Raw genomic sequence first — 20805 nt, 5'->3', positions numbered from 1 at the left:
TAAAGGACAAAATACCATATATAGGAAAATATTAGTGACTACATCAACGGCACAAAAAATACCTCATCACCCGTCAATGAAGGCGTTGCGCGCTATACGCGAGGTGAACATCCGCTAGAGAGCGGAGAAAATGGTGCGAGTGGCCTGCCCCTGGACTGGTAACTCCCGGGAAATCGGTTTACGCCTTGTACTTCTCTGCCACATACCCCAGACACTCATCTATCGCCGCGAGGGTCCTCTCAAGATCCTCCTCGGTATGGCGATAGCAGATGTACCCGTGGTGATGGGGGTGCAGGAAGATGCCCCTGCGGATGAGCTGGGTGTAGAAGTCGTCACGCCTTGCGCGATGGGTATCGGCAGCATCTTTCGCAAAGGTGATGTAGAACATGGGGGCAACGCCCGTCAGTTCCGCCCCGGCTGAGGCGTGCTTCCCGATGAGGGAGCGTATCCGTTTGAAGAACCGGCCGCCCTTCTCCCAGATGTGGCCGATAACCTTGTCTCGCTCAAGAATCTCCAGCGTCTTGAGTGCAGCGACGTAACCGTCACTGTTGGGGAAGAAGGTGGAGGATATGAAAAGTTTGCTTGCGGCGGCCATCATCACCTTCTCCTTACCGGTGACGGCGCTGATAGCATAGCCGTTTGCCATGCCTTTGCCCAGGACGGAGAGATCGGGGGTAACGCCGTAGAGCTGCTGCGCACCACCCATGCTGAGCCTGAAATTGGTGCGTATCTCATCGTAGACCAGCACGGCGCCGTACTCGTCAGCTAAAGCGCGTACGCCCTCCAGGAATCCCGCTTGTGGCTCTTCCATCTTCATGTGGTTGGGATGGCCGAAGGGCGTCATGATGATAGCAGCAGTCTCTCTGCCGTGGACGCGCATCAGCTCTTTCAGTTGATCCAGATTATTGTACCGGAACTCATAGACATCCTCATAGAGCTTCGCGGGGATACCTCCCTTCATCTCGACGGACCAATCGTGCCAGCCGTGATAGCCGCAGCGCATGACCTTGATCCTGTTGGTGTAGGCCCTCGCAATGCGGATGCTCGCAGTGGTCGCATCAGAACCGGTTTTCAGAAAGATGCTCATCTCGGAGCAGGGCACCAGCTGTGTGAGCCTCTGCGCCAGATAGTTCTGATAGGGCTGAGTTAGGGTGAAGCAGAACCCCTTCTCTTTTATCTGGCTGATGACCGCATCGTCGACCTCGTCTTCCCGGTAGCCGAGAATGATGGGCCCGTACCCGCAGAGGAAGTCGATAAACTCGTTCCCGTCAACGTCGATCAGGTGCGCGCCTTTGCCGAATTCAAGAAAGATCGGATACTCTCCCTGGATGAAGTCGCTCGGTTTACGGGCACCGAGGACGCCGCCGGGGACCAGTTTCTTTGCTTCTTCAAACAGCTCGAGGCTCTTGGTTATGTTCAGTTTCTCCGCATCATGCATGGGGTGCTCCTTCTGGATGTTGCTTTAACATTCTGGAATTAGCAACTATGATAACCTCTCCGATATTACACCGTGAGCATTGATTCTATCTTTTCTGTCTGATGTATCCTGGCACCTCTCTGCAGCAACGCTGCAAGAAATTTCGCAGGATCGATGCAGCCCTCCGGTGCAACAACCCCCTTCGCTTTTACCTCGCCTGCCTGCATCATGAGAGCCGCGATGGAAGCGGGAAGCCCTGTACCAGGCGCCATCCTGCCCACGATGTCCGCGGTGTAGGTCACCAGTACTCCTTTTCGCTTACCCTTCACAATCACCTTAAGACCGGAGGCTGGCGGGCCATTGTCTCTCGTCTTCGGAATAGTATCCCAGAGCCGCAACGTGAGATCGTAGGGTGTCACCTGTGTCCCTTTCACTTCTATGGGCTCCTTGCCGAGAAAGCCGGTCTCTTTCTGCTCCTTGATCAGCTGGTCCACCCATAGAGGTATGAGCGCTCCCTTGATAACGACATTTTTCACACCTGGTATGTAACGCGGTATCGTAAGCGGCTGGGGATGACCTACGTAGCGCACCTCGCAAACACCAAGTGGTTCAAGGAACTGCGCCGTCTCCTCTCCAGTGCCCCCTTCGACGTGCTCAAGTTTGCCATTAAGGTACTGTGGGATTTTGCCTATGATCATATGGAGACCATGATCCCAGGCTGCGCCCTGGAGCTCCGCTATACTTACCACCCAGAACAACGAAATCTCTTCTACACTGTCAAGGTGATCCGCATACCATTTGACTATCACATTATTGGTTCCCGGATCCGACCCCATGCCTGTCAGCACCGTGATGCCTGCCTGTCTTGCCGCGTTGTCTATATCAGAAGCAAAAAGAATCTCGGTCGCCTCATAGTCATCGCAGATGTCTATGTAGTTGACCTTTGCTTCGATTGCTGCCCGGGCAACCGCCACCGCCGTCTTGTAAAACGGCCCGGCGCAGTTCACTACAACGTCAGACTCGCTGATTGCCCTGACCATTCCTTTGTGGTCATTTACATCGATCCTGTTGAGGGATATCTTCTCACTGGCGCGCAGCTTATCCTGTACTCGAGCCGGGTCTACGTTTATATCGCCCAGAATAACTTTCTTGATCTGCTCCTGTTTGATGAGATCCCGGGCTACACCCTGACCCATACCGCCCGTTCCACCGACCACTAATGCACGCATTACGCCCTCCCCGTCAGGTTAAATTTTCTTCTCGGCACATGTTACAAAAAAAGATTATTTCTTTTTGCGTAAAGGGACCTTGCTCTTATCAAACTCACCGTCCAGAAGTTCGGTCAGCACCCCGCAGAGTTTGTCCGGGCGCTGGACAAAAGCGTATCGATTTCCAAAGAGCTCCCTTGGTTCCTTATCAATCAGGTCGGCGCCCTTTTCCTTGAGTTCAGCCAATGCCGCCGTGAGATCATCTACCTTGTAGGAGATGAGAAATACACCCTCTCCCCGCTTGTTGATGAATTTTGCAACCTCTCCATCAGGCGAGGTCGACTCCATCAGCTCCACGGCCACGTCGCCGATGTAGTAGCGGGCAACCTTGATGTATTCAGATTCGGCAACATACTCCAGTTCCGGCACCAGACCGAAATTAGCCCGGTAGATCTGTTTCGTCCTCTCGAGATCTTTGACTGCAAAACAGATGTGGTCAATCTTCTCGATTTTCATATCTCGTCCTCAGAAGGCTTCAATGAGTCGTAATAACTTTGTTTTCACCTTGAGCCTTTGGCCCCTGGGCCCTTGAACCATCCGCTTTCTAAAACAGGCTCGGCTCGTCAAATTCTCCGTAGATACTGCGGAACACGGCCGTCATCTCCCCGACCGTCGCGTACGCCTTGCAGCATTCCACCAGATATGGCATCACATTCTTTCCCTCTTTAGTGGCTTTCTCCAGCTCGGCGAGCGTGCGCGCCACTTCACGGTTGTTTCTCTCGCGTTTGACTGCCTTGAGCCCCTCGATCTGTTTTTCCGCCGAGTCCCAGTTGTACTCGTGAAGCTCCACGTCCATGGGCTCCCCTTCAGTGTGGATATTCACGCCGACCTTCAAGAGCTCGCCTGACTGGATGCCTTTCTCAAACTCGTAGGCCTGCCTTGCAACCAGCCGTTGGATGTAGCCCGTGGCCACAGCCTGCACAATGCCGCCGGCTTTCTCTACGCGCTCCATCTCCTCTTCGATCTTCTGTTCCATCTCCTTGGTGAGTGTTTCTATAAAGTAACTGCCTGCCAGAGGATCAACTGTGTCGCGCAAACCCATCTCATCCATGAGGAGCTGCAGCGTACGCAACGAAATGATGGCTGAATGAGGGGTGGGGATGGTGTAAGCCTCGTCGTAACTGCAAAGCGCTATGGTCTGCGCTCCGGCCAGCGCGGCTGAAAGCGCGTAATAGGCGCCGCGCATGATGTTGTTTTCAGGCTGAGCCTTGGTGAGGCCGTAACCTCCTCCCCCGAAGAGGCCCCTCAGGTACATGTTCGAATCTTTCTTGACACCGTATTTCTCCTTGAGATTTCTTGCCCAGAGCTTCCGGCCGGCCCTGAACTTTGCCACCTGCTCCCAGATATTCCCGAATACATTGAAGTTGAAAGAAAAACGGCCGACAAATGCATCCACGTCGTAGCCCCTGGCGATCACGTTGTCTATATACGCATTAGCGATCAGGATGGCGTAGCCTATCTCCTGCGCCGGCGTTGCGCCCGATTCCCTGATGTGGTAGCCGCATACACTCACAGGGTTTGTGCGCGGGAGAGCCTCTATGGAATATTCGATCGTGTCGCCGATCAGTTTCACAGCCGGCTCCACGGGAAATATCCAGGACCCCCGTCCGATCATCTCCTTCAGAATATCGTTCTGCGGCGTGGCTGAGATTGCATCGCGTGCGTATCCGTATTTTTCAGCGACTGCCTGGTACATGGCGAGCATTACCGAAGCGACCGCGTTGATTGTCAGCCCTGAACCTATCTTCGCCAGATTGATGTCCTTGAAGGCCACCTCAAAATCGCGCAGCGTATCCACCGCCATGCCCACGCGGCCAACCTCGCCTTCGGTAATAGGATCATCCGAGTCATATCCCATCTGCGTGGGAAGGTCGAAGGCCACATTCAGCCCTGTCTGCCCGTGAGAAATCATGAGCTTGAATCTTTCATTTGTCTCGTAGGGTGTTCCGAAGCCTGTGTACTGCCTTGTGGTCCAGGCCCTGCTCCTGTACCCCTGGCGGTGAATCCCCCTTGTGAAGGGATACTGCCCCGGATCAGCCAGATCCTTTTCATAAGAAAAGCCGATCTTCTCCAGGTCTTCAGGGCCGTAAAGCGGTTTGACGTGAATGCCCGATTGGAGCGTCACATCTGTGATTTGGTCCTTTTGGTCCTTGGTATATTTTGCAACTCCCATGCTTCCTCCTAAGTCCGTTTCACATGATCACGTATGAAGGTCACTATTTCCGCAAAAGGCGTTCCACCCGGAAAGACACCTGACACCCCCAGGCCCTTCAGCGGTTCGATATCCTTGTTCGGGATCACACCCCCTACTACGACCATCTTATCGCCAATCCCTTCCTGCCCCACTTTCTTCATGAGCTTTTCAACGATGGGAATATGGGCACCGCTCATAATGGAGAGACCTATGATATCCACGTCCTCCTGGACGGCTATCCTGACGATCTGATCAACTGTTTTGTGGAGACCCGAGTAGATCACTTCCATACCGGCCTCTTTCAGCGCGTGAGCCACTACCTTGGCGCCCCTGTCGTGGCCGTCGAGTCCCGGTTTGGCTACCAGTATTTTTATTCCTCTTTGATTTTCCAAAGTATCCTCCCGAAATTGATTGCGCTGAAGCAATGATGGGATCAGGTCTTCCCTATAAGCAGCCTGCCCAGAAAATCCTTTATAATTTCGTGCGTGCCCCCGCCGTAAAGTAAAAAGCGGGCATCCCTGAAGTGGCGCTGTGGATCGTACTCATGGGCAAAACCATTTGCCCCCCAGATGCGCGTAACCTCATCGACCACTTTCACGCACGTCTCAGTTGCGAGCATCTTTGCCATGGCTGCTTCTTTGCGGCTTGGCAGCTTCTCCTTGATCCTCCAGGCGCCGTAGTAGACCATGAGCCGGCTTGCCTCCATCTCAGTGGCCATGTCAGCGAATTTTGCCCTGATAAGCTGATAACTGCCGATCGGCTTGCCAAAGGCAACTCTCTTCCTTGCGTACTCCAGGCCCTCATCATAAGCCGCCTGAGCGATTCCGAGCGCCATGGCACCGGTCATGACTCTCACCTCGTCGAGTATCTCTCCCAGGTAATCGGTCCCTCTGTTTAACTCGGCACCAAGTAGATTCTCCTCGGGGACATGGACATTGTCAAGCACAAGCTCTCCTGTAACGGTTCCCCGGCAGCCAAGCTTATCAAGGATCTGTCCTGGTGCAAAGCCGGGCGTCCCCTTTTCAACGAGGAAGAAGTTAAGCCCTTTTGCCCCGAGCTTGGCGTCGGTTGTGGCAAGCACCGTCGCCATATCGGCGAGAGGGCCGTTGGTTATCCACATCTTGGTCCCGTTCAACACCCACTCTTTCCCATCTTTGACTGCTGTGGTCTTGGTTGCCGAAAGGTCTGAGCCTGACTGATCCTCTGTGAAGCACATGGTTGCGATTTTCTCGCCTCTCATCGCAGGATAGAGACAGCGCTTCTTGATCTCCTCCGATCCGAAACGATAGATAAAATAGGTGCCCATGAGGATATTCATTATCACGCTCTGGGCAAAGCCAACCGATCCCCTCGCTATCTGCTCATAGAAGATCATGGCGGTTACAGGGTCTGCATTCATGCCGCCGATCTCTTCGGGATAGCGAAGCCCAAGATAGCCGAGTTTGCTGAACTCGCGCCACAGTTCCCATGGGAATTCGTCCTTTTCGTCAATTTCGCGGGCTTTCGGCACGACCATGCGGTCGATCGTCTCGGTAATCATCTTCTTGAAGAATTCCTGTTCTTCAGTCAAGGCAAAATCCATGGAGAATCTCCTTCCTCACAGGTAGTGGTGTTCAGGTTTCCTGAGTGTATCTTTTGCAATAATTGTCTTCAGAATCTCGGAGGTGCCCCCGCCAAACAGGAGGAATCGCGCATCTCTGAAATACCTCTGAGCAGGGTACTCCTCCGCAATGCCATATGCACCATGTATGCGCGTGACTTCGTCTACAACGTAGCAGGCAGACTCCGTGGAATAAAGCTTGGCCATGGCTGCCTCCTTACCCGTAGCGACGCCCGTGTCCTTCAGCCACGCTGCGTAGTAGGTAAGAAATTCTGATGCCTTAATGCGCATCTCCATTTCTGCAATCTTCTCCTGTATAAGTTGAAAATTTCCGATAGACCGGCCGAACGCCTCGCGCTCGTTGGCATATCTGAGTCCTGCTGCAAATGCGCTTTTTGCAAGGCCGAGCCCCAGCCCCGCGATCATCGTGCGGATCTCGCTCAGTATGGCGTCAAGTTGCTTCGCCCCCTTGCCTTCCTGCCCCAGCAGATTCTCCTCGGGCACACGGCATGCATCAAAAATGAGCTCACACGTGTTGGCGCCACGCGCTGACATCTTATCGATTTTTTGTCCGACCGAAAATCCGGGTGTACCCTTTTCCACCAGAAAAAAGCCCAGGCCGTCGAGTCTTTTTGCCGGGTCGGTGGTAGCAGCAACCGTCACAAAATCTGCGACCGGACCACTGGTAATCCATAGCTTTCTGCCGGTGATGTTATACCCGTTGCTGTCCTTGACTGCGCGGGTCTTGATGCTGCCAAGATCAGACCCGCAATCCGGTTCCGTAAAGGCAATGGTGCCTATCTTTTGCCCGCTGATAGCAGGCAAGAGGCATCGCTTCTTCTGTTCCTCAGAGCCGAAACGATAAATGAAATCGGTTCCCATCAGACACTGCATAGTCACGATTGCCGCAAGACCTATAGAGACCTTCGCCAGCTCTTCAGCAAGAATGGTGAACGTAACGCAGTCGGCCCCCATACCGCCGATCTCGGCAGGATACCTGATCCCGTAGTAGCCCAATCGACCCAACTCATCAAACAGCGCTTTGGGGAATACGTCGTCCCTATCCAGTGTTTGCGCTTCAGGAAGTGCCATGCGCCGAAGCGTCTGTGAAACCTGCTCCCGGAAGAATCGCTGTGCCTCTGTTAGTCTGAAATCCACCTGTTCCTCGACACGGATAGGATTTTTTCGACCGCACTGTAGGGATCTATTCTTCCATGTTTCGCGTCGTCGGCAATGAGCCTGCATTCCTGATCATTCTCGACCAGGCCGGCGAAACGTTTCCACATCTCTTCTTTGAGGAGGCCGTTCAGGAAAGCGGAAAGCTTTTCCTCCTTGATCTCTCTTCTCCGGTTATCTGCCTTTATGAAAAACCAATGTCTATTGATCTCATCCACGAGTTCTACCACGCCTTTGCCGCTATCGGCCTGGGTCACGAGCACCGGAGCAATCCAGCCGTTCTTTGCCGCGTTAGCGGAAGCATACCGAGCCAATTCGTGCTGTGCCTCTGTAGCTCCCGCGTGGTCACCCTTGTTCACGACCAGGATATCGCCAATCTCTATGAGGCCAGCCTTGAGCAGTTGGATCTCATCGCCGTAATCCGGAGTGAAGACGATGATGACAGTATCACAAAGGTAGAAAAGCTCCTTCTCCGCCTGCCCCGCCCCCACGCTTTCCACAAGAATCACGTCTTTGCCAAGGGCTTCCATCACGTACACGGCACCGGCCGCCGCACGGGCTATGCCCCCGGGATAGCCCCGGTGCGCCATAGAACGGATGAAGATGTCCTTCTTATCAGCCTCTTTCATGCGAAGTCGATCCGCGAGCAGCGCCCCACCGCCGCGCAAGCTTGTAGGATCAGTTGCGACAACTCCCACATTCCTGTTCTGTTCCACGAGGGAAACGGCGAGCCGACCCGTGAGGGTGCTCTTACCCGCTCCCGGCGGCCCAGTGATGCCTATCACATGTGCATTGCCCGTGTGGGCGAAGAGAACGGATAGTTCTGCGTAACCTTCAGCCTTGCCATTTTCAATGAGGGTAATGAGACGGGCCGCACTTTTCTCATCACCCTTAAGTATCGCTCGTGCGAGGCTGCTATCAGCCAAAGACAGCACTCCCCTTTTGCCGAATAACCCTACGGCTCCCGCTTCCGCGGGCAAATCGCGTTCCAATCAAGCTGGACAAGGATCCTTGCCACAAAAATCCTTTTGTCAGTATGTATACGGTATACCATATGCGTTAACCATAGTAAAACTATTTTGGCTTATAGATGCCCACGGGCGAGTCTGTTACACTCACAGCACGCGTTCGTGCAGGCCCGTCATGCATTCATCCGCGCTTGAAAGCGTGGTCCCCTGCTGACTCAGGCCGCCCGGCGGGACTCTATCTAGCGAGCACGGCGACCGGGTACCCGCAGCCGCGAAGCGGCTGGAGGGTGGAGGGAAGGCTCTGGCGGCTTCGCCGCTGGAGGGGGCGACGCGAGCCCCAGAGGCAGCGAGTCTTGCAGGACAGCATTCCCTAATGGTAGCTTACCAGAAACGGTTTAAAACAAACTTCACGCAGAAATTACATTATTAAAATGCTTGGAGAGGAGAAAAAAATAGGAATGGAAAAAGAACAACGTAAAGAAACGCTTATACTCAAACCCGTTTACGAGGTAGGGGTCAATACCGCTGTTACAGGCCGCAAGCTTCCTTCTTTGACCTGGATGAACAATGATCTTGTGCCGGGTTGCAATGTCTATGTCGAGTACGGCTGGATATGGGCAGTTCCCGACCCCAATCCGCTTATTGGCGAACACACCCATCACTACGATCAGATTGCATTGCACATAGGCACAGACCCCCACAATCCCGAAGACCTCGGTGCAGAATTTGAGATGGTTATCGACGGTAAACCAGTCACAATCACCAGGACGCACTCTCTCTACCTGCCGAAAGGAACCAAACACGGACCGGTGACATGGAAGAGAGTTGACAGACCGGTTATCGAAATGACGATAACACTCGGCGGCGGTACGGTTGAGGCAGTCGCACCTGGAGGGCTCAAGTAAGAAGAAACGTGTTGAAGCATCAAGCAGTCTGTGCTTAGTTTGCCAATGTTGAGGAGAATGCATGAAATTGAGGCGCCGGAAGATCGCTTTTGTCACGGTTATACTCATGCTTCTATTCGTTGCAGCCACAACGCAGGCGGAGACATGGAGCAGGCTCTACATCCGGCAGCTTCCTGATTCTGCCTTTGCAGTAATCGAATTCACACAGGACGGAAAGAAAATAAGACATCTTCCGCATCATCAGTTTAATGGAAAAGTTGATATCAACCACGTAAGGAGCGCTCTGAGCAGAGTGCATCAGGTCAAGTGGGTAGACCCTGCAAATTTCGTCAAGGCAAAAGAGCACCTTGAACAGCACTACCGGGAGTACAAGGAGCAACAGGCCAAACAATAGAAGGCTCGAGGCACAAGGTTCAAGGCTTTCGAATACGTCCTGCAAGGACTACTCTTCGCGTAGATAGAATGCAGTATGGCGATTTGTATTCAAGCGGAGAGCGAGGCGCTCAAGCCGCGAGGAGTGGAGGCGTACCTTGCGGTGCGTCGGAACGACGCGTGGCGAAGGCAACGATACTATACGTCTTGAAGACAAATCGCCATTAGATGCACATTAGAGGCGTTTCCATCTGTAATACTTCTCATCCGCAATACCCAGCATAGCCTTGTCGCCTGCGCTGTCACCGTAGGCATAAACGCGGTCAAAGCTCTTCACATCGTAACGCTCCGCGATTCGTCTGACCTTCTCTTGGCCAGAGCAGTTCCTGGTCGAAAATCTGCCTGTTACTTTACCATCTTCTATTGCGAGTTTTGTGGCAATAAGATCTAGTGCCCGGTCGGTGCACCAATCCGCCAGCCACAAGTCGATCGAGGCCGAGACCACGACCACTTTGTCTCCTTGTTGCTTGTGCCAAGCTATTCTCTCCAGCGCAATCTCTCTGATGAGGTGGGGTAAACGCTCCCTTGAGTATTTAGAGGCAAGCTCCACAAAACCCCGGGCATCCCACCCTCCAAAGAAATACGTGGAGACTATTTCCTTTGCGCGCCAGTTACTGATAAGACCCAGCACATTGCCCAAAAGCATGGGGCTCAGGAGTACAGCGCCAGTAATGAGTCTTCTGCGGCCCACCGCATAAGCAATGAAATCGCCGAAACTGTCTTTGAAGGTTATCGTGCCGTCGAAGTCAAAGAGCGCGAGTGCCATGGGAAGAGAATCTTTTCCAGAGGTCACAGATGAGGCATGCAGTGAGAGGGCTACTCGCCTCTTTTTGCCACTGGCCATAAATCCTGCCACCCGCAAACTGACCGACACAATAAGCTCCGATCAGCGCCGGGAAGGTCGCAAGGTGCCAGCCGAGTCCGCCCAGCACTCGAATGGAGATCGCCATGATGACCGGCAGATGCACCGCAGCAAACCACTGGAGGGAGAACTTAACCGCGTGGGCCCGCCAGTATCCAAATGGCAAATTGATTAGAAGAATGGTGGCTGATGCTATTCCCAGGTTCATGGCTAACGGTGGTGTAGTTTACCATCTTTGACGCTCCTCTGAAAAGGGTCCGGCCTGAATTCTATGTGTGGGACACAGAGCCCTTGCCTGGCGGTACCCTCTTGGAGCAAACATTTGAGTTTGCGTTCTTTTTTGACGAAAAGCAGCGGCCTCGTTTAAACTATGGCACTACTACTCCTGAGGATGAACATGGCTACAGAGGACGAACAGCTTACTGAAACAGGCATTGCCGACTTCAATCTACCTTCCACTCAGTTTGCTTCACCTGAACGAAAGCCGCTGCAGGTGATCCTGCACCAGTCTGATGTGTTGTCAAGAGCGCCGCTTCTTATCCGGGCGCTGGAGGCTATGCCGACTCTGTGCGCGATTCTTAACAAAGAACGACAGATCGTCTTTGCGAACTCTGCGCTTCTGCACGCACTGGGCCTGCGAGATCTTTCCTCTGTACACGGCCTGCGCCCTGGTGAAGCACTTGATTGCATTCACGCATTCGAGAGACATGAAGGGTGCGGTACCACGGAATTCTGCAGGACCTGCGGCGCGGTCAAATCAATTCTCAGCGCGCAGCAAGGGAATGAAAGTGTACACGAATGCCGCATTATTCGCAGGAGTGACCCGGACGCACTTGATCTCCGGGTGTGGGCAACACCGATTACAGTGGAAGGCGAAACCTACACCATGTTTACCGCGGCCGATATAAGCGATGAGAAGAGAAGGGCTGTGCTTGAGCGTATCTTCATTCATGATATCGTCAATACAGCAGGAGCCATTCTCGGGTGTTCCGAACTATTGGAAGAGAGTTCAGGGGAGGACTTCAATAAGTTTCAAAAACATATTCAGCTTCTCGCCGCACGCCTGATGGAGGAGGTTGACGCTCAGAGGCAGCTGATTGCAGCCGAACGTGGAGAGCTTTCCATCAATCCCTCGCCCGTAGACTCGTTGGAGTTGCTGGGAGAGATTGCCGCGCAACACAACGGCAATGCCGGTAAACGCTTCGTCCGGATCTCTCCTGAAACAAAAAACATCAGCTTCAGGAGCGATCGGGTGCTCTTGAGACGCGTCATAGGCAACCTTTTGAAAAATGCCCTGGAGGCCTCCAGCGACGGGGAGACAATTACCATAGGCGCCGGCGAGGGAGAACATGGGATCGAATTTTGGGTGCATAATCCCGGAACCATGGAGCCTGATGTGCGGCTTCAGATGTTCCAGCGCTCCTTCTCCACCAAAGGGGTAGGCAGAGGACTTGGAACTTACAGCGTACGGCTCCTCACCCAGCGATACCTCAAGGGGACCGTATCTTTCAGCAGCTCACCCCAAGAAGGAACAACGTTCAGACTCACGTACCCTCGCGAACTATAACCGTAACACCCGTACGGGTACCCGCCGCTCCCCATCCGCTACAACGACTCCAACACTTTCACCAGCATCTCGTCGTCGGTCATCAGCGGAGCGATCCGGTCGCTCCTCACCCGCATTGTATCTTTTGAATCTTTCACGCCCTTCTCCCGCACGCCAATAAACTGATCCGGATGAAACAAATTCCCGGACAGCACTGTCTAATGTTATAACTTAATCGCCCGATGAGCGATCAGGAAAAACTCAGAGACGGGAGAGAATCATATGATCAAGGCCGCACCTATGGTAAAGGGAATTCTTCTGCTGCTGGCGCTTTTGTTCCTGGGATGTTTGTGGAGCGGTGCTTCGAAGGTCACCCCCGCAGCTGCGGGCGCGCAGCCCGAGCAGAAAATTGCAGGAAGGGAGGCAAAACCGATGAAGTTTATTCCGTGGACAGGTAAAACCGGCAACGTCTGGAAAGCATACGACAAAGCCGTCTCTGAACAGAAGTACGCCCAGGCGCATGAAATAGCCGAAGACAACCTCAAGACCGCGCGCTCTTCTCAGAACAGTGAGGCATGGGTCCGCGCGCTGATCCGCTGCGTACAGACAGCGACTGCCCTCCACGGCTACGAGACGGCTGTTCGCCGGTTGAAGGAAGAGCCTTGGCCCGAGGACCTGCTCGCGCAGACTGTGCTTAATCTCTACTACGGGCAGTCCCTCATGACGTATGCCCACGAGTACTCCTGGGAGATACGGGGACGGGAAAAGGTTGATTCAAAAGGTACGGTCGACCTGAAGGCCTGGACTGTAGAGCAGATCTTTGCCGAGGCCCTGCGTTCATACGAACTAGTCTTCTCCCACAGGAAAGAATTAGGAGAACAGCCAGTGACATTGCTCTCGGAATATCTCCAGCTGAATAACTACCCCCCGGAGATCCGCCCCACCCTGCGCGATGCAATCACCTATTTCTATGCGGACGCGCTTGCTGACACGCTGGGCTGGGCGCCCGGGCAGTCGGACGACGTCTACACCATCGACCTGGAGAGGTTGCTCGCAGAGAAGCCTTCTCTGCAGATTGACCATCCGGTGGTCAAGTACTGCGAAGCGCTCGGTGACCTGGAATCGTGGCATAGGGGACGCAAGGAAATTGAGGCGGCCTTCGAAGCACGCCTGGAGCGGCTCAGGAAGCTCAAAACCAACTTCACAGAAAAAGCTGATAGGGAACGCATCCGAAAAGACCTGGAAGCGCGATTGTCCGACGTGCGCCGCTATCCCTGGTGGACCGTTGGCATGGCCACCCTCGCCGAACTTGTGAAGGAAGAGGATACACCTGACAACCTGGTTCGTGCCCACAAGATTGCCTCGGACGGGCACGCCGCCTACGCGGATTCCATCGGAGGGAAACACTGCCTCTACATTGTGAAGTCGATAGAGGCGCCGTCCTTCACAATAGAAGCCATGGCGCAGGACAACCTGAAGCGGGCGTCCATCGGCGTCGTGTACGACAATTTGACTGAACTCTACTTCCGCGCCTATGCAGGCGACCTCGACAACAAAGTCCGGAACGCAGACGATTTCAATGTCGCACTCAACGGTCGCGACGTAGAGCAGTTGATGAGCCGACAGAGACCCTACGCAGAATGGACGGTCAGCCTGCCCAAGGCCATCGATTTCAAGAGTCATCGGATGTTTGTGACCCCGCCGATGGATAGGCCCGGCCTCTACGTTGTGGTAGCCTCCGCGAAAAAAGACTTTTCAAAGGGCAACAATCAGATCCAGGCTGTTCCAATGAACCTCGGGGACCTGGTGCTCGCCACACGCACGGAAGGGACTGATGTACACGTCAAAGCTCTGCAAGGCTCTACGGGCACACCACTGCCAGGCGTAGACGTGACCCTCTATCGCCACGACTATCGAGAGAGGCATCAACCAATCGGAACAGAGAAGACGAATGGCGACGGGGAAGCAGTCTTCGCTGCAGGAACAAACGTCTCCTACTTTGTGGTGGGCCGATACAAAGACTGGACTGCGGTTGATTACCGCGGCTTTTCCGTTTATCCCCAACAACCACAGGAAATCACGAGGTCTGTTGTCTATACCGACCGGAGCATCTACCGGCCGAACCAGAAACTCTTCTTCAAGGCGGTGCTCTACCAGGGTCAGTCAGGCCAGGCCAACTACCGGCTGCTGCCCAATACTTCGCTCACCGTGTCACTCCGCGACCCGAACGGACAGGCAGTAGAACAGAAGCAGTTAGTGGCAAACGCTTACGGCACAGCCTCCGGCGAGTTTCTCATACCGGCTGGCCGCCTGCTCGGCCTGTGGCAAGTCGTCTGCTCCCACAGCGGCTCCACAGGCGTGCGAGTCGAAGAGTATAAGCGACCGACGTTCGAAACGAAACTGCTCGACCCCGAAGAAGAATTCCGTCTGAACAAACCTGCAACGGTCAAGGGCGAGGCCCGCTATTACTTCGGCCTGCCTGTTACCAACGGCAAGGTCGCATGGAGGGTAAAGAGGACGCCGGTCTATCCATGGTGGTGGGGCTATTACGGCTGGGTTGTTGAGACCAGGGGACAGACTGTGGCAACAGGGAACGCGACTCTTGGCGAGGATGGCCGCTTCTCCCTTTCCTTCACGCCGACTGCTGACGAGCGCCTGGAGCAGTCATCAAAAGGCATTAGCTATCGCTACGCAGTCGATGCGGATGTGACTGACGAGGGCGGCGAGACGCGCTCGGCTTCCCATGCATTCAGGTTAGGATTCGTGGCGGTCGAGGCCAGTGTCAAAACCGACAACTCTTTCTTTATGGAGCAGCAGCCGGAGAAGCTTTCCATAATGCGAACCAACCTCGACGGGAACCCGGCGCCGGGCAAGGGAACCTTTCGACTTGTCAAGGTAGCTCTCCCCGACAAAACACTCCTACCCGCGGATCAGCCTTTGCCTCCCGCTCCCAAAGGCTCGCCGGAGCCTCTTCTGAAGACTCCCGGGGATACCCAGCGGCCGCGCTGGGATGTGCAGTATAAGCCCGATGCCATCATGCGCGAGTGGCCGGACGGATCTGAAGTCACCAGTGGCGCTCTTATCCACAACGATCAGGGAGAGGCTGAACTCGCGCTTCCTGCGCTACCTGCCGGCCTTTACCGCATCAGGTACGAAACAAAGGATGCTTTCGGCGCAACATACCAGATGTCGAAAGAGATCCTCGTGGCAGGCCCGACCTTGCGCCTGCCCCTTCCCTTCCTCTTCCTCGTACAAAAGTCCTCGGTCCCTGTGGGCGGTACTGCCCGGTTCCTGGCGCTTTCAGGGTTTGAAGGACAGGACCTCATGCTCGGACGATTTAAGAACGCAAAGAAGACTGACGGACGGATCTTACACGCGGGCAGTGCGAGCCCGGTCATAGAGATTCCGATCACTGAAAAGGACCGGGGAGGATTTCTCTTTTTAGGCGCGACACTGCGCGACCATCAGTACGTGGAATTCGGCCGCACGGTGTTCGTGCCGTGGGACAACAAACAGTTGAGAGTTGAGTTTTCCAGGTTCCGCGACCGGCTACAGCCGGGCCAGAAAGAGAAATGGACCGTAAAGGTTTCTTCTCCCGATCAGGCAAACGTGCCTGCAGCGGCTGCGGAAGTCCTGGCCTACATGTATGACCGCAGCCTTGACGCATTCGCGCCGCATCATCCGCCTTCCCTGATGAGCATCTGGCCCAGCTTCCTGCAGCGGCCCTTTTGCAGGGTTTCCCTGTCGCTTGCCGGCGCCATCTGGATTCCAACCAGTGGCTTCAAGGATCTGCCTGCCTATCCAGCGCTTCAGCCTGACATGCTCAAGGCTTATGATCGCTATGGCACAGGCGGACCGGGACGCAGGATGTACAAGGCTGCTATGCCTATGGCGGCCGGCAGGTTGAGAGAATCGGAGGGCGCTGTTCTTGCAATGAAGAGTGATGCGGCGACGGCCGCGCAAACACCGGCTCCGAAAAAGGCTGCCGCAGAGGAGAAACACGAGACCGCTCCTGCGCCTGAACCACTGGCCCCGGTACAGCTGCGCTCTGACTTCTCCGAGACCGCCTTCTGGTTCCCGCACCTTATTGCGGCTGCAGACGGTTCGGTCTCTTTCGAATTCACTGTACCCGACTCCGTTACCTCGTGGAATGTCTGGGCACATGCTTTGACCAAGGACCTCAAATCGGGATCAGTCCAGAAAGAGACGAAAAGCATCAAGGACCTGATGGTGCGCCCCTATCTGCCACGCTTTTTGCGAGAAGGTGACAAGGCAGATATAAAGGTCGTGGTTAATAATGCTTCCGATAAAGAGATGAAGGGCACGCTAACATTCGACATCATAGATCCGGAAACGAACAAGAGCATCCTCGACACCTTCGGTATCACAGGCGGCGCTGCAAGGCCGCGGAGCTTTTCTGTTGGGGCTGGCTCAGGGACAAACCTGACCTTCCCGGTGACAACTCCTGCGCGCGTCGGCACGATAGCCTTCAAAGTAATAGCGCAGTCCGGCGATCTGAGTGATGGCGAACTCCGTCACATTCCGCTACTCCCGGGACGCATGCACCTTGCGCAGTCCCGTTTCATCGCGCTCAAGGACAAAGCAAAACGGACGATGACGTTCGAGGATCTGCTCAAGAACGACGACCCCACGCGCCTCAATGAGCAACTCGTGGTCACGCTCGATGCGCAACTCTTTTACTCGGTGCTCTCTGCACTCCCGTATCTGGTGAACTATCCCTATGAGTGCACGGAGCAGACTCTCAACCGTTTCCTCTCGACCGGGATACTTTCCTCACTGTACAACCAGTATCCGGCCATTCAGAAAATGGCAGAGCAGTTCTCCAAGCGAACTACGCAGTACGAACAATGGAACCAGCCGGACCCGAACCGGAACATGGCCCTGGAAGAGACACCATGGCTGCGGGAGGCCGCGGGAGGCGTTCTCGGGAAGGACGACCTGATCAACGTGCTCGATCCGGCAGTCACCAAGGCCCAGCGTGAAGAGTCCCTCACCAAGCTTCAGAAAGCGCAAACGTCGAGCGGTGGGTTCCCCTGGTTCCCCGGCGGCCCGCCTTCCCCGTACATGACTACGTACCTGCTCTTCGGTTTCTCGAAAGCACTGGAGTTCGGGGTAGATGTGCCGAAGGGAATGATACAAAAGGCATGGCAATACCTGCACCGGTATTACGTCGAAGATATCGTCAAACAGATGCGTGAGCGCAACGCCAACTGGGAACTGGTCACCTTCGTCAACTACGCGCTTTCAAGCTATCCGGATGTCTCCTGGACGAGCGGCTCCTTCACCGACGACGAAAGAAAGGCTATGCTCGATTTCAGCTTCAAACACTGGAAAGAGCACAGGCCGTATCTCAAGGGATTCCTGGCGCTGACTCTCAAGCGCATGGGGCGTACCAGGGACGCTACACTCGTCTGGGAAAGCGTGATGGATTCTGCAAAGACAACCGACGATCAGGGCACGTTCTGGGCCCCGGAGGATCGCGCGTGGCTCTGGTACAACGACACGATAGAGACGCACGCCTTCGCACTCCGAACAACCATGGAGCTGACGCCGACTGAGCCGAAAATAGATGGGCTCGTGCTCTGGCTCCTCCTTAACAAGAAGCTCAACCACTGGAAGTCGACCAAGGCGACAGCCGAAGTCATATACTCGCTGGCCGCATACCTCAAGACCACAAAGCAACTGGGGGTGAAGGAGGTTGCGCTTGTGACGGTCGGTAATCAGAAAACAGAGTTCGCATTCGATCCCGACCAATACACGGGAAAGAAGAATCAAATCGTCATCCCTGGTGATAAGATTGATCCGAAAACAACTTCCACAATCTCCGTGGAGAAGGAAACGCCCGGTTTCATGTTCGCGTCCGCAACCTGGCTTTTCTCAACCGAGAAGATGCCGGAAGAGGCACGGGGTGATTATCTCGCCGTTTCCCGTTCCTTTTTCAGACGAATCAACACAGGCAAGGAGTTTGTTCTCGAACCTCTGAAAGAAGGGGCCACACTGCAGGTGGGAGACGAGGTCGAGGTACAGATCTCCCTCCGCTCGAAGCACCAGATGGAATACGTGCACCTCCGCGACCCGCGCGCGGCAGGCTTTGAGCCTGTATCAGCCCAGTCGCGCCACCGGTGGGACCTCGGCGTCTACTGGTACGAGGAGATTCGCGACAGCGGGACCAACTTCTTCTTCGAGTACCTGCCACAGGGTGAATACACCTTCAAATATCGCATCAGGGCAGCGGCAGCAGGCACGTTCAAGGTTGCGCCCGCAACCGTCCAGCCCATGTACGCGCCTGAGTTCACAGCGTACTCAGCCGGTGCACAGGTAAGCATCAAGGGAGAGGCTAAGTGAAAGGCTAGCAACAGGACTATTTGATAATGCAAATTGCGAGACAGATATCTCGAGCGTCGATGGACGCTATGTTCAGACACCATTCTTTACTTGTGTTCCGGCCCTTCTCGGGCCACGCACGGGTGAAGATTTTTCTTGCATTACAGCGAGCCTATAGTAAGATGTCAGTAATAAAGTCAGGGCCTATTGATCTAGATTTCAAGCAATTCCTTTAGGTCCCGTGCCCATCCGGCAAAACGCACGATCTCAAAGGGTTGCTAGAAGTGTAGGTTCTGTTTTCAAACTAGAAAGCATTAGGGCTTGAAGGCCTTCTTACTATATGGCATTCTTCGCACAGGCTGCAGCGGGATGCAGTCCAGGGCGGTAGCCTGTACGCGCGGTTCGTGAGATGAAAGAGAGCTGTCACAAGGCTTCCTTACTTCCTCATCTCGATTCCAAAGAAGGGCCTTCGTATCTGAAGATAACCCTGGCAACCCAAGAACCTCTTCTCCTGGAGAAGACGACCACGCCCTTCCTGATACTAAGCGAGCCTGATGGGTTCTCCCAGCTTATGGAAGCACAGTTCCTGACAGACAACGGAAAACTCCTTGGAAAAGTTTTCCTGCTTGTTCAGAAGGACCGCTATCGCCTCACAGGGAACGAGCTTTGGCCGATCAAAAATCCAGATGTTGAAAATGGCTGGCAGCGTGCATTCTCGTTCTTTAAGGAGGAGCATGCCAGTCATCAGTTACGTGCCTTCTCTATCCAGGTCTCGCCGGAGGGCAGATTACTGCCTCTGGCGCCTCTTTTCTTCTGCAAAACCACACAGCGCTTCTTTTCCCCGCCCTGCCCCAGGTGCGGTGCATTGCTGGAGCAATGCACGGACGATGAGGTGCTTTTAGCCAGGGGTCTTCAGCCGTATTCACACTCGTTAAAGCGCTACCTGTCCTGCCCTTCGTGCCCTTCCGTCGGGGCATCCGACTTCTATGTCTATGAAATGGACAATAACGATCCGCCTGATCTGAAAGATCGTTGGACGTTGATCAAGGAGTTTCGCCTTCTGGCTGAGAACAGCGTCATTTCAGCAAAGTTTCCTTGTCATTCCTGTGTCAGGCACGAGGAATGCTATGGACCGGATATTCCCGCCTTGTCGAGAGTGGTGCCATTCTCCTTCTATCCCTTCCATCTGCTGGTTTTTGAAGGAATGTCGCTACACGCTTCCGATTTCCTCGCGCTTGTGTCAGGGGCGCCATTTGAAGAAGTCGAAGCTGGGCTTAAGATGAAAGGAGAGTTCGGGCGACTCCATTGCCTGAGGGCAATCAGGGATGCCGGACTGCTCGAGACTCTCTTCCTTTATGCACTCAATGACAAATTCTTTCTTGAGGTGCTCTATCTTAAGCTCTCTTTCCTCAGCGAAGTAGCCAAAGTACTTTGCAGCACAAAGACCCCCGGACAACGGTCTACCCTATCCATAGAGGGCATGTGGCTTAAGATTGCTGACCAGACCGGCTTTCTTCCCTCCTTGTGGAATTTCAGGTGCGGATCCTTCGTGCTCAGTGGACCCGCGGCGCACACCACGGCTGCTCCTGTCCTGCCTTTCAATTCTGTTCCTTCTTTTCTCGGCAGGCTCTGGTTTTACACTCTCCTGGCCAATAAACAACAAACCATAACGGAGATCTCGCTCGCGCTGGAAGACTTTATGTCCCAAGCCCGCACAATGCAGGGTGATGCTTCCAGTCGCTCTTTTGAGGGGCTTACCCGTCCCATGTTCTTCCCGGGCAATCTCCTCTGGGCTTCCCCGGATAAGGAGGTGCCGCCAGCATGGCGCCTTCTCTGGGAGAAATGCATTCAGCTGGGATGGTCCATGTATCTACAGGGTGTGCGCGGCGAAGTCGCGCAGCCGCTGGACACATTCATGCTCGATCTTGAGAACGTGAGAGCTGAAGCGAGATCTCTTCTCTTTGAGTCCAAACCCGATTACAGCTCGCCTCTGATCGAACAAACCGAAGAATGCTCTGTAACTGCCCAAACAGAGAACGATGCGGCTATCCGCACCGCACTCCTCAAACTGATGGATAAATGGAAATCTTCG

General features: G+C 54.4%; 14 protein-coding genes. 5 read left to right on the top strand and 9 right to left on the bottom strand.

Features of this window, described 5'->3' with window-relative positions:
- Positions 1–178: 178 nt before the first annotated feature.
- The 8 genes from VMT71_09385 to meaB form a co-directional block, all read right to left on the bottom strand.
- A complete protein-coding gene (locus VMT71_09385; protein HVN24174.1) occupies positions 179–1438 on the bottom strand; it encodes an aminotransferase class III-fold pyridoxal phosphate-dependent enzyme in 1260 nt (419 codons plus the stop codon).
- Positions 1439–1503: 65 nt separating this feature from the next.
- Positions 1504–2646: a saccharopine dehydrogenase NADP-binding domain-containing protein gene (locus VMT71_09380; GenBank protein ID HVN24173.1), complete on the bottom strand. Its 1143-nt coding sequence runs from the start codon at positions 2644–2646 to the stop codon at positions 1504–1506.
- Between the two features lie 54 nt (positions 2647–2700).
- A complete protein-coding gene (locus VMT71_09375) occupies positions 2701–3141 on the bottom strand; it encodes a VOC family protein (GenBank protein HVN24172.1) in 441 nt (146 codons plus the stop codon).
- A gap of 88 nt (positions 3142–3229) precedes the next feature.
- Positions 3230–4858, bottom strand: coding sequence for a methylmalonyl-CoA mutase family protein (locus tag VMT71_09370; GenBank protein ID HVN24171.1), 1629 nt, complete (start codon positions 4856–4858; stop codon positions 3230–3232).
- Between the two features lie 8 nt (positions 4859–4866).
- Positions 4867–5271 (bottom strand): cobalamin B12-binding domain-containing protein, encoded by a 405-nt coding sequence (locus tag VMT71_09365; protein ID HVN24170.1) that lies wholly within the window; start codon positions 5269–5271, stop codon positions 4867–4869.
- A gap of 41 nt (positions 5272–5312) precedes the next feature.
- Positions 5313–6461, bottom strand: a complete 1149-nt coding sequence (locus tag VMT71_09360; protein ID HVN24169.1) for an acyl-CoA dehydrogenase family protein — start codon at positions 6459–6461, stop codon at positions 5313–5315.
- A 15-nt stretch (positions 6462–6476) separates the two neighbouring features.
- Positions 6477–7637, bottom strand: coding sequence for an acyl-CoA dehydrogenase family protein (locus VMT71_09355; protein ID HVN24168.1), 1161 nt, complete (start codon positions 7635–7637; stop codon positions 6477–6479).
- Positions 7622–8581 (bottom strand): methylmalonyl Co-A mutase-associated GTPase MeaB, encoded by a 960-nt coding sequence (gene meaB, locus VMT71_09350; protein HVN24167.1) that lies wholly within the window; start codon positions 8579–8581, stop codon positions 7622–7624. The genes VMT71_09355 and meaB overlap by 16 nt, the downstream gene beginning before the upstream one ends.
- Positions 8582–9081: 500 nt before the next feature.
- Here meaB and VMT71_09345 point away from each other — a divergent pair, with 500 nt between their 5' ends.
- Both VMT71_09345 and VMT71_09340 read left to right on the top strand, forming a co-directional pair.
- Positions 9082–9528: a hypothetical protein gene (locus VMT71_09345; GenBank protein ID HVN24166.1), complete on the top strand. Its 447-nt coding sequence runs from the start codon at positions 9082–9084 to the stop codon at positions 9526–9528.
- 61 nt (positions 9529–9589) lie between these two features.
- On the top strand, positions 9590–9922 hold the full coding sequence (locus VMT71_09340) for a hypothetical protein (protein HVN24165.1): 333 nt from the start codon (positions 9590–9592) through the stop codon (positions 9920–9922).
- Positions 9923–10135: 213 nt separating this feature from the next.
- Here the strand turns inward: VMT71_09340 and VMT71_09335 are convergent, their stop codons facing one another.
- Positions 10136–10804: an HAD-IB family hydrolase gene (locus tag VMT71_09335; protein HVN24164.1), complete on the bottom strand. Its 669-nt coding sequence runs from the start codon at positions 10802–10804 to the stop codon at positions 10136–10138.
- Positions 10805–11219: 415 nt separating this feature from the next.
- On the opposite strand from VMT71_09335, the gene VMT71_09330 reads away from it, so the two are divergent.
- The 3 genes from VMT71_09330 to VMT71_09320 form a co-directional block, all read left to right on the top strand.
- Entirely contained in the window at positions 11220–12389 is a 1170-nt protein-coding gene (locus tag VMT71_09330; protein HVN24163.1) for a HAMP domain-containing sensor histidine kinase, read from the top strand.
- A 261-nt stretch (positions 12390–12650) separates the two neighbouring features.
- Positions 12651–18734, top strand: a complete 6084-nt coding sequence (locus tag VMT71_09325) for an alpha-2-macroglobulin family protein (protein HVN24162.1) — start codon at positions 12651–12653, stop codon at positions 18732–18734.
- A gap of 388 nt (positions 18735–19122) precedes the next feature.
- Positions 19123–20805: hypothetical protein (locus tag VMT71_09320; GenBank protein ID HVN24161.1), on the top strand; the 1683-nt coding region annotated here is incomplete at its 3' end.

This window comes from Syntrophorhabdales bacterium (genome assembly GCA_035541455.1).
Lineage (GTDB): Bacteria > Desulfobacterota > Syntrophorhabdia > Syntrophorhabdales > WCHB1-27 > JADGQN01.
Note: the sequence above shows the minus strand (reverse complement) of the source record. Positions and strands in the feature narration are given on the sequence as shown.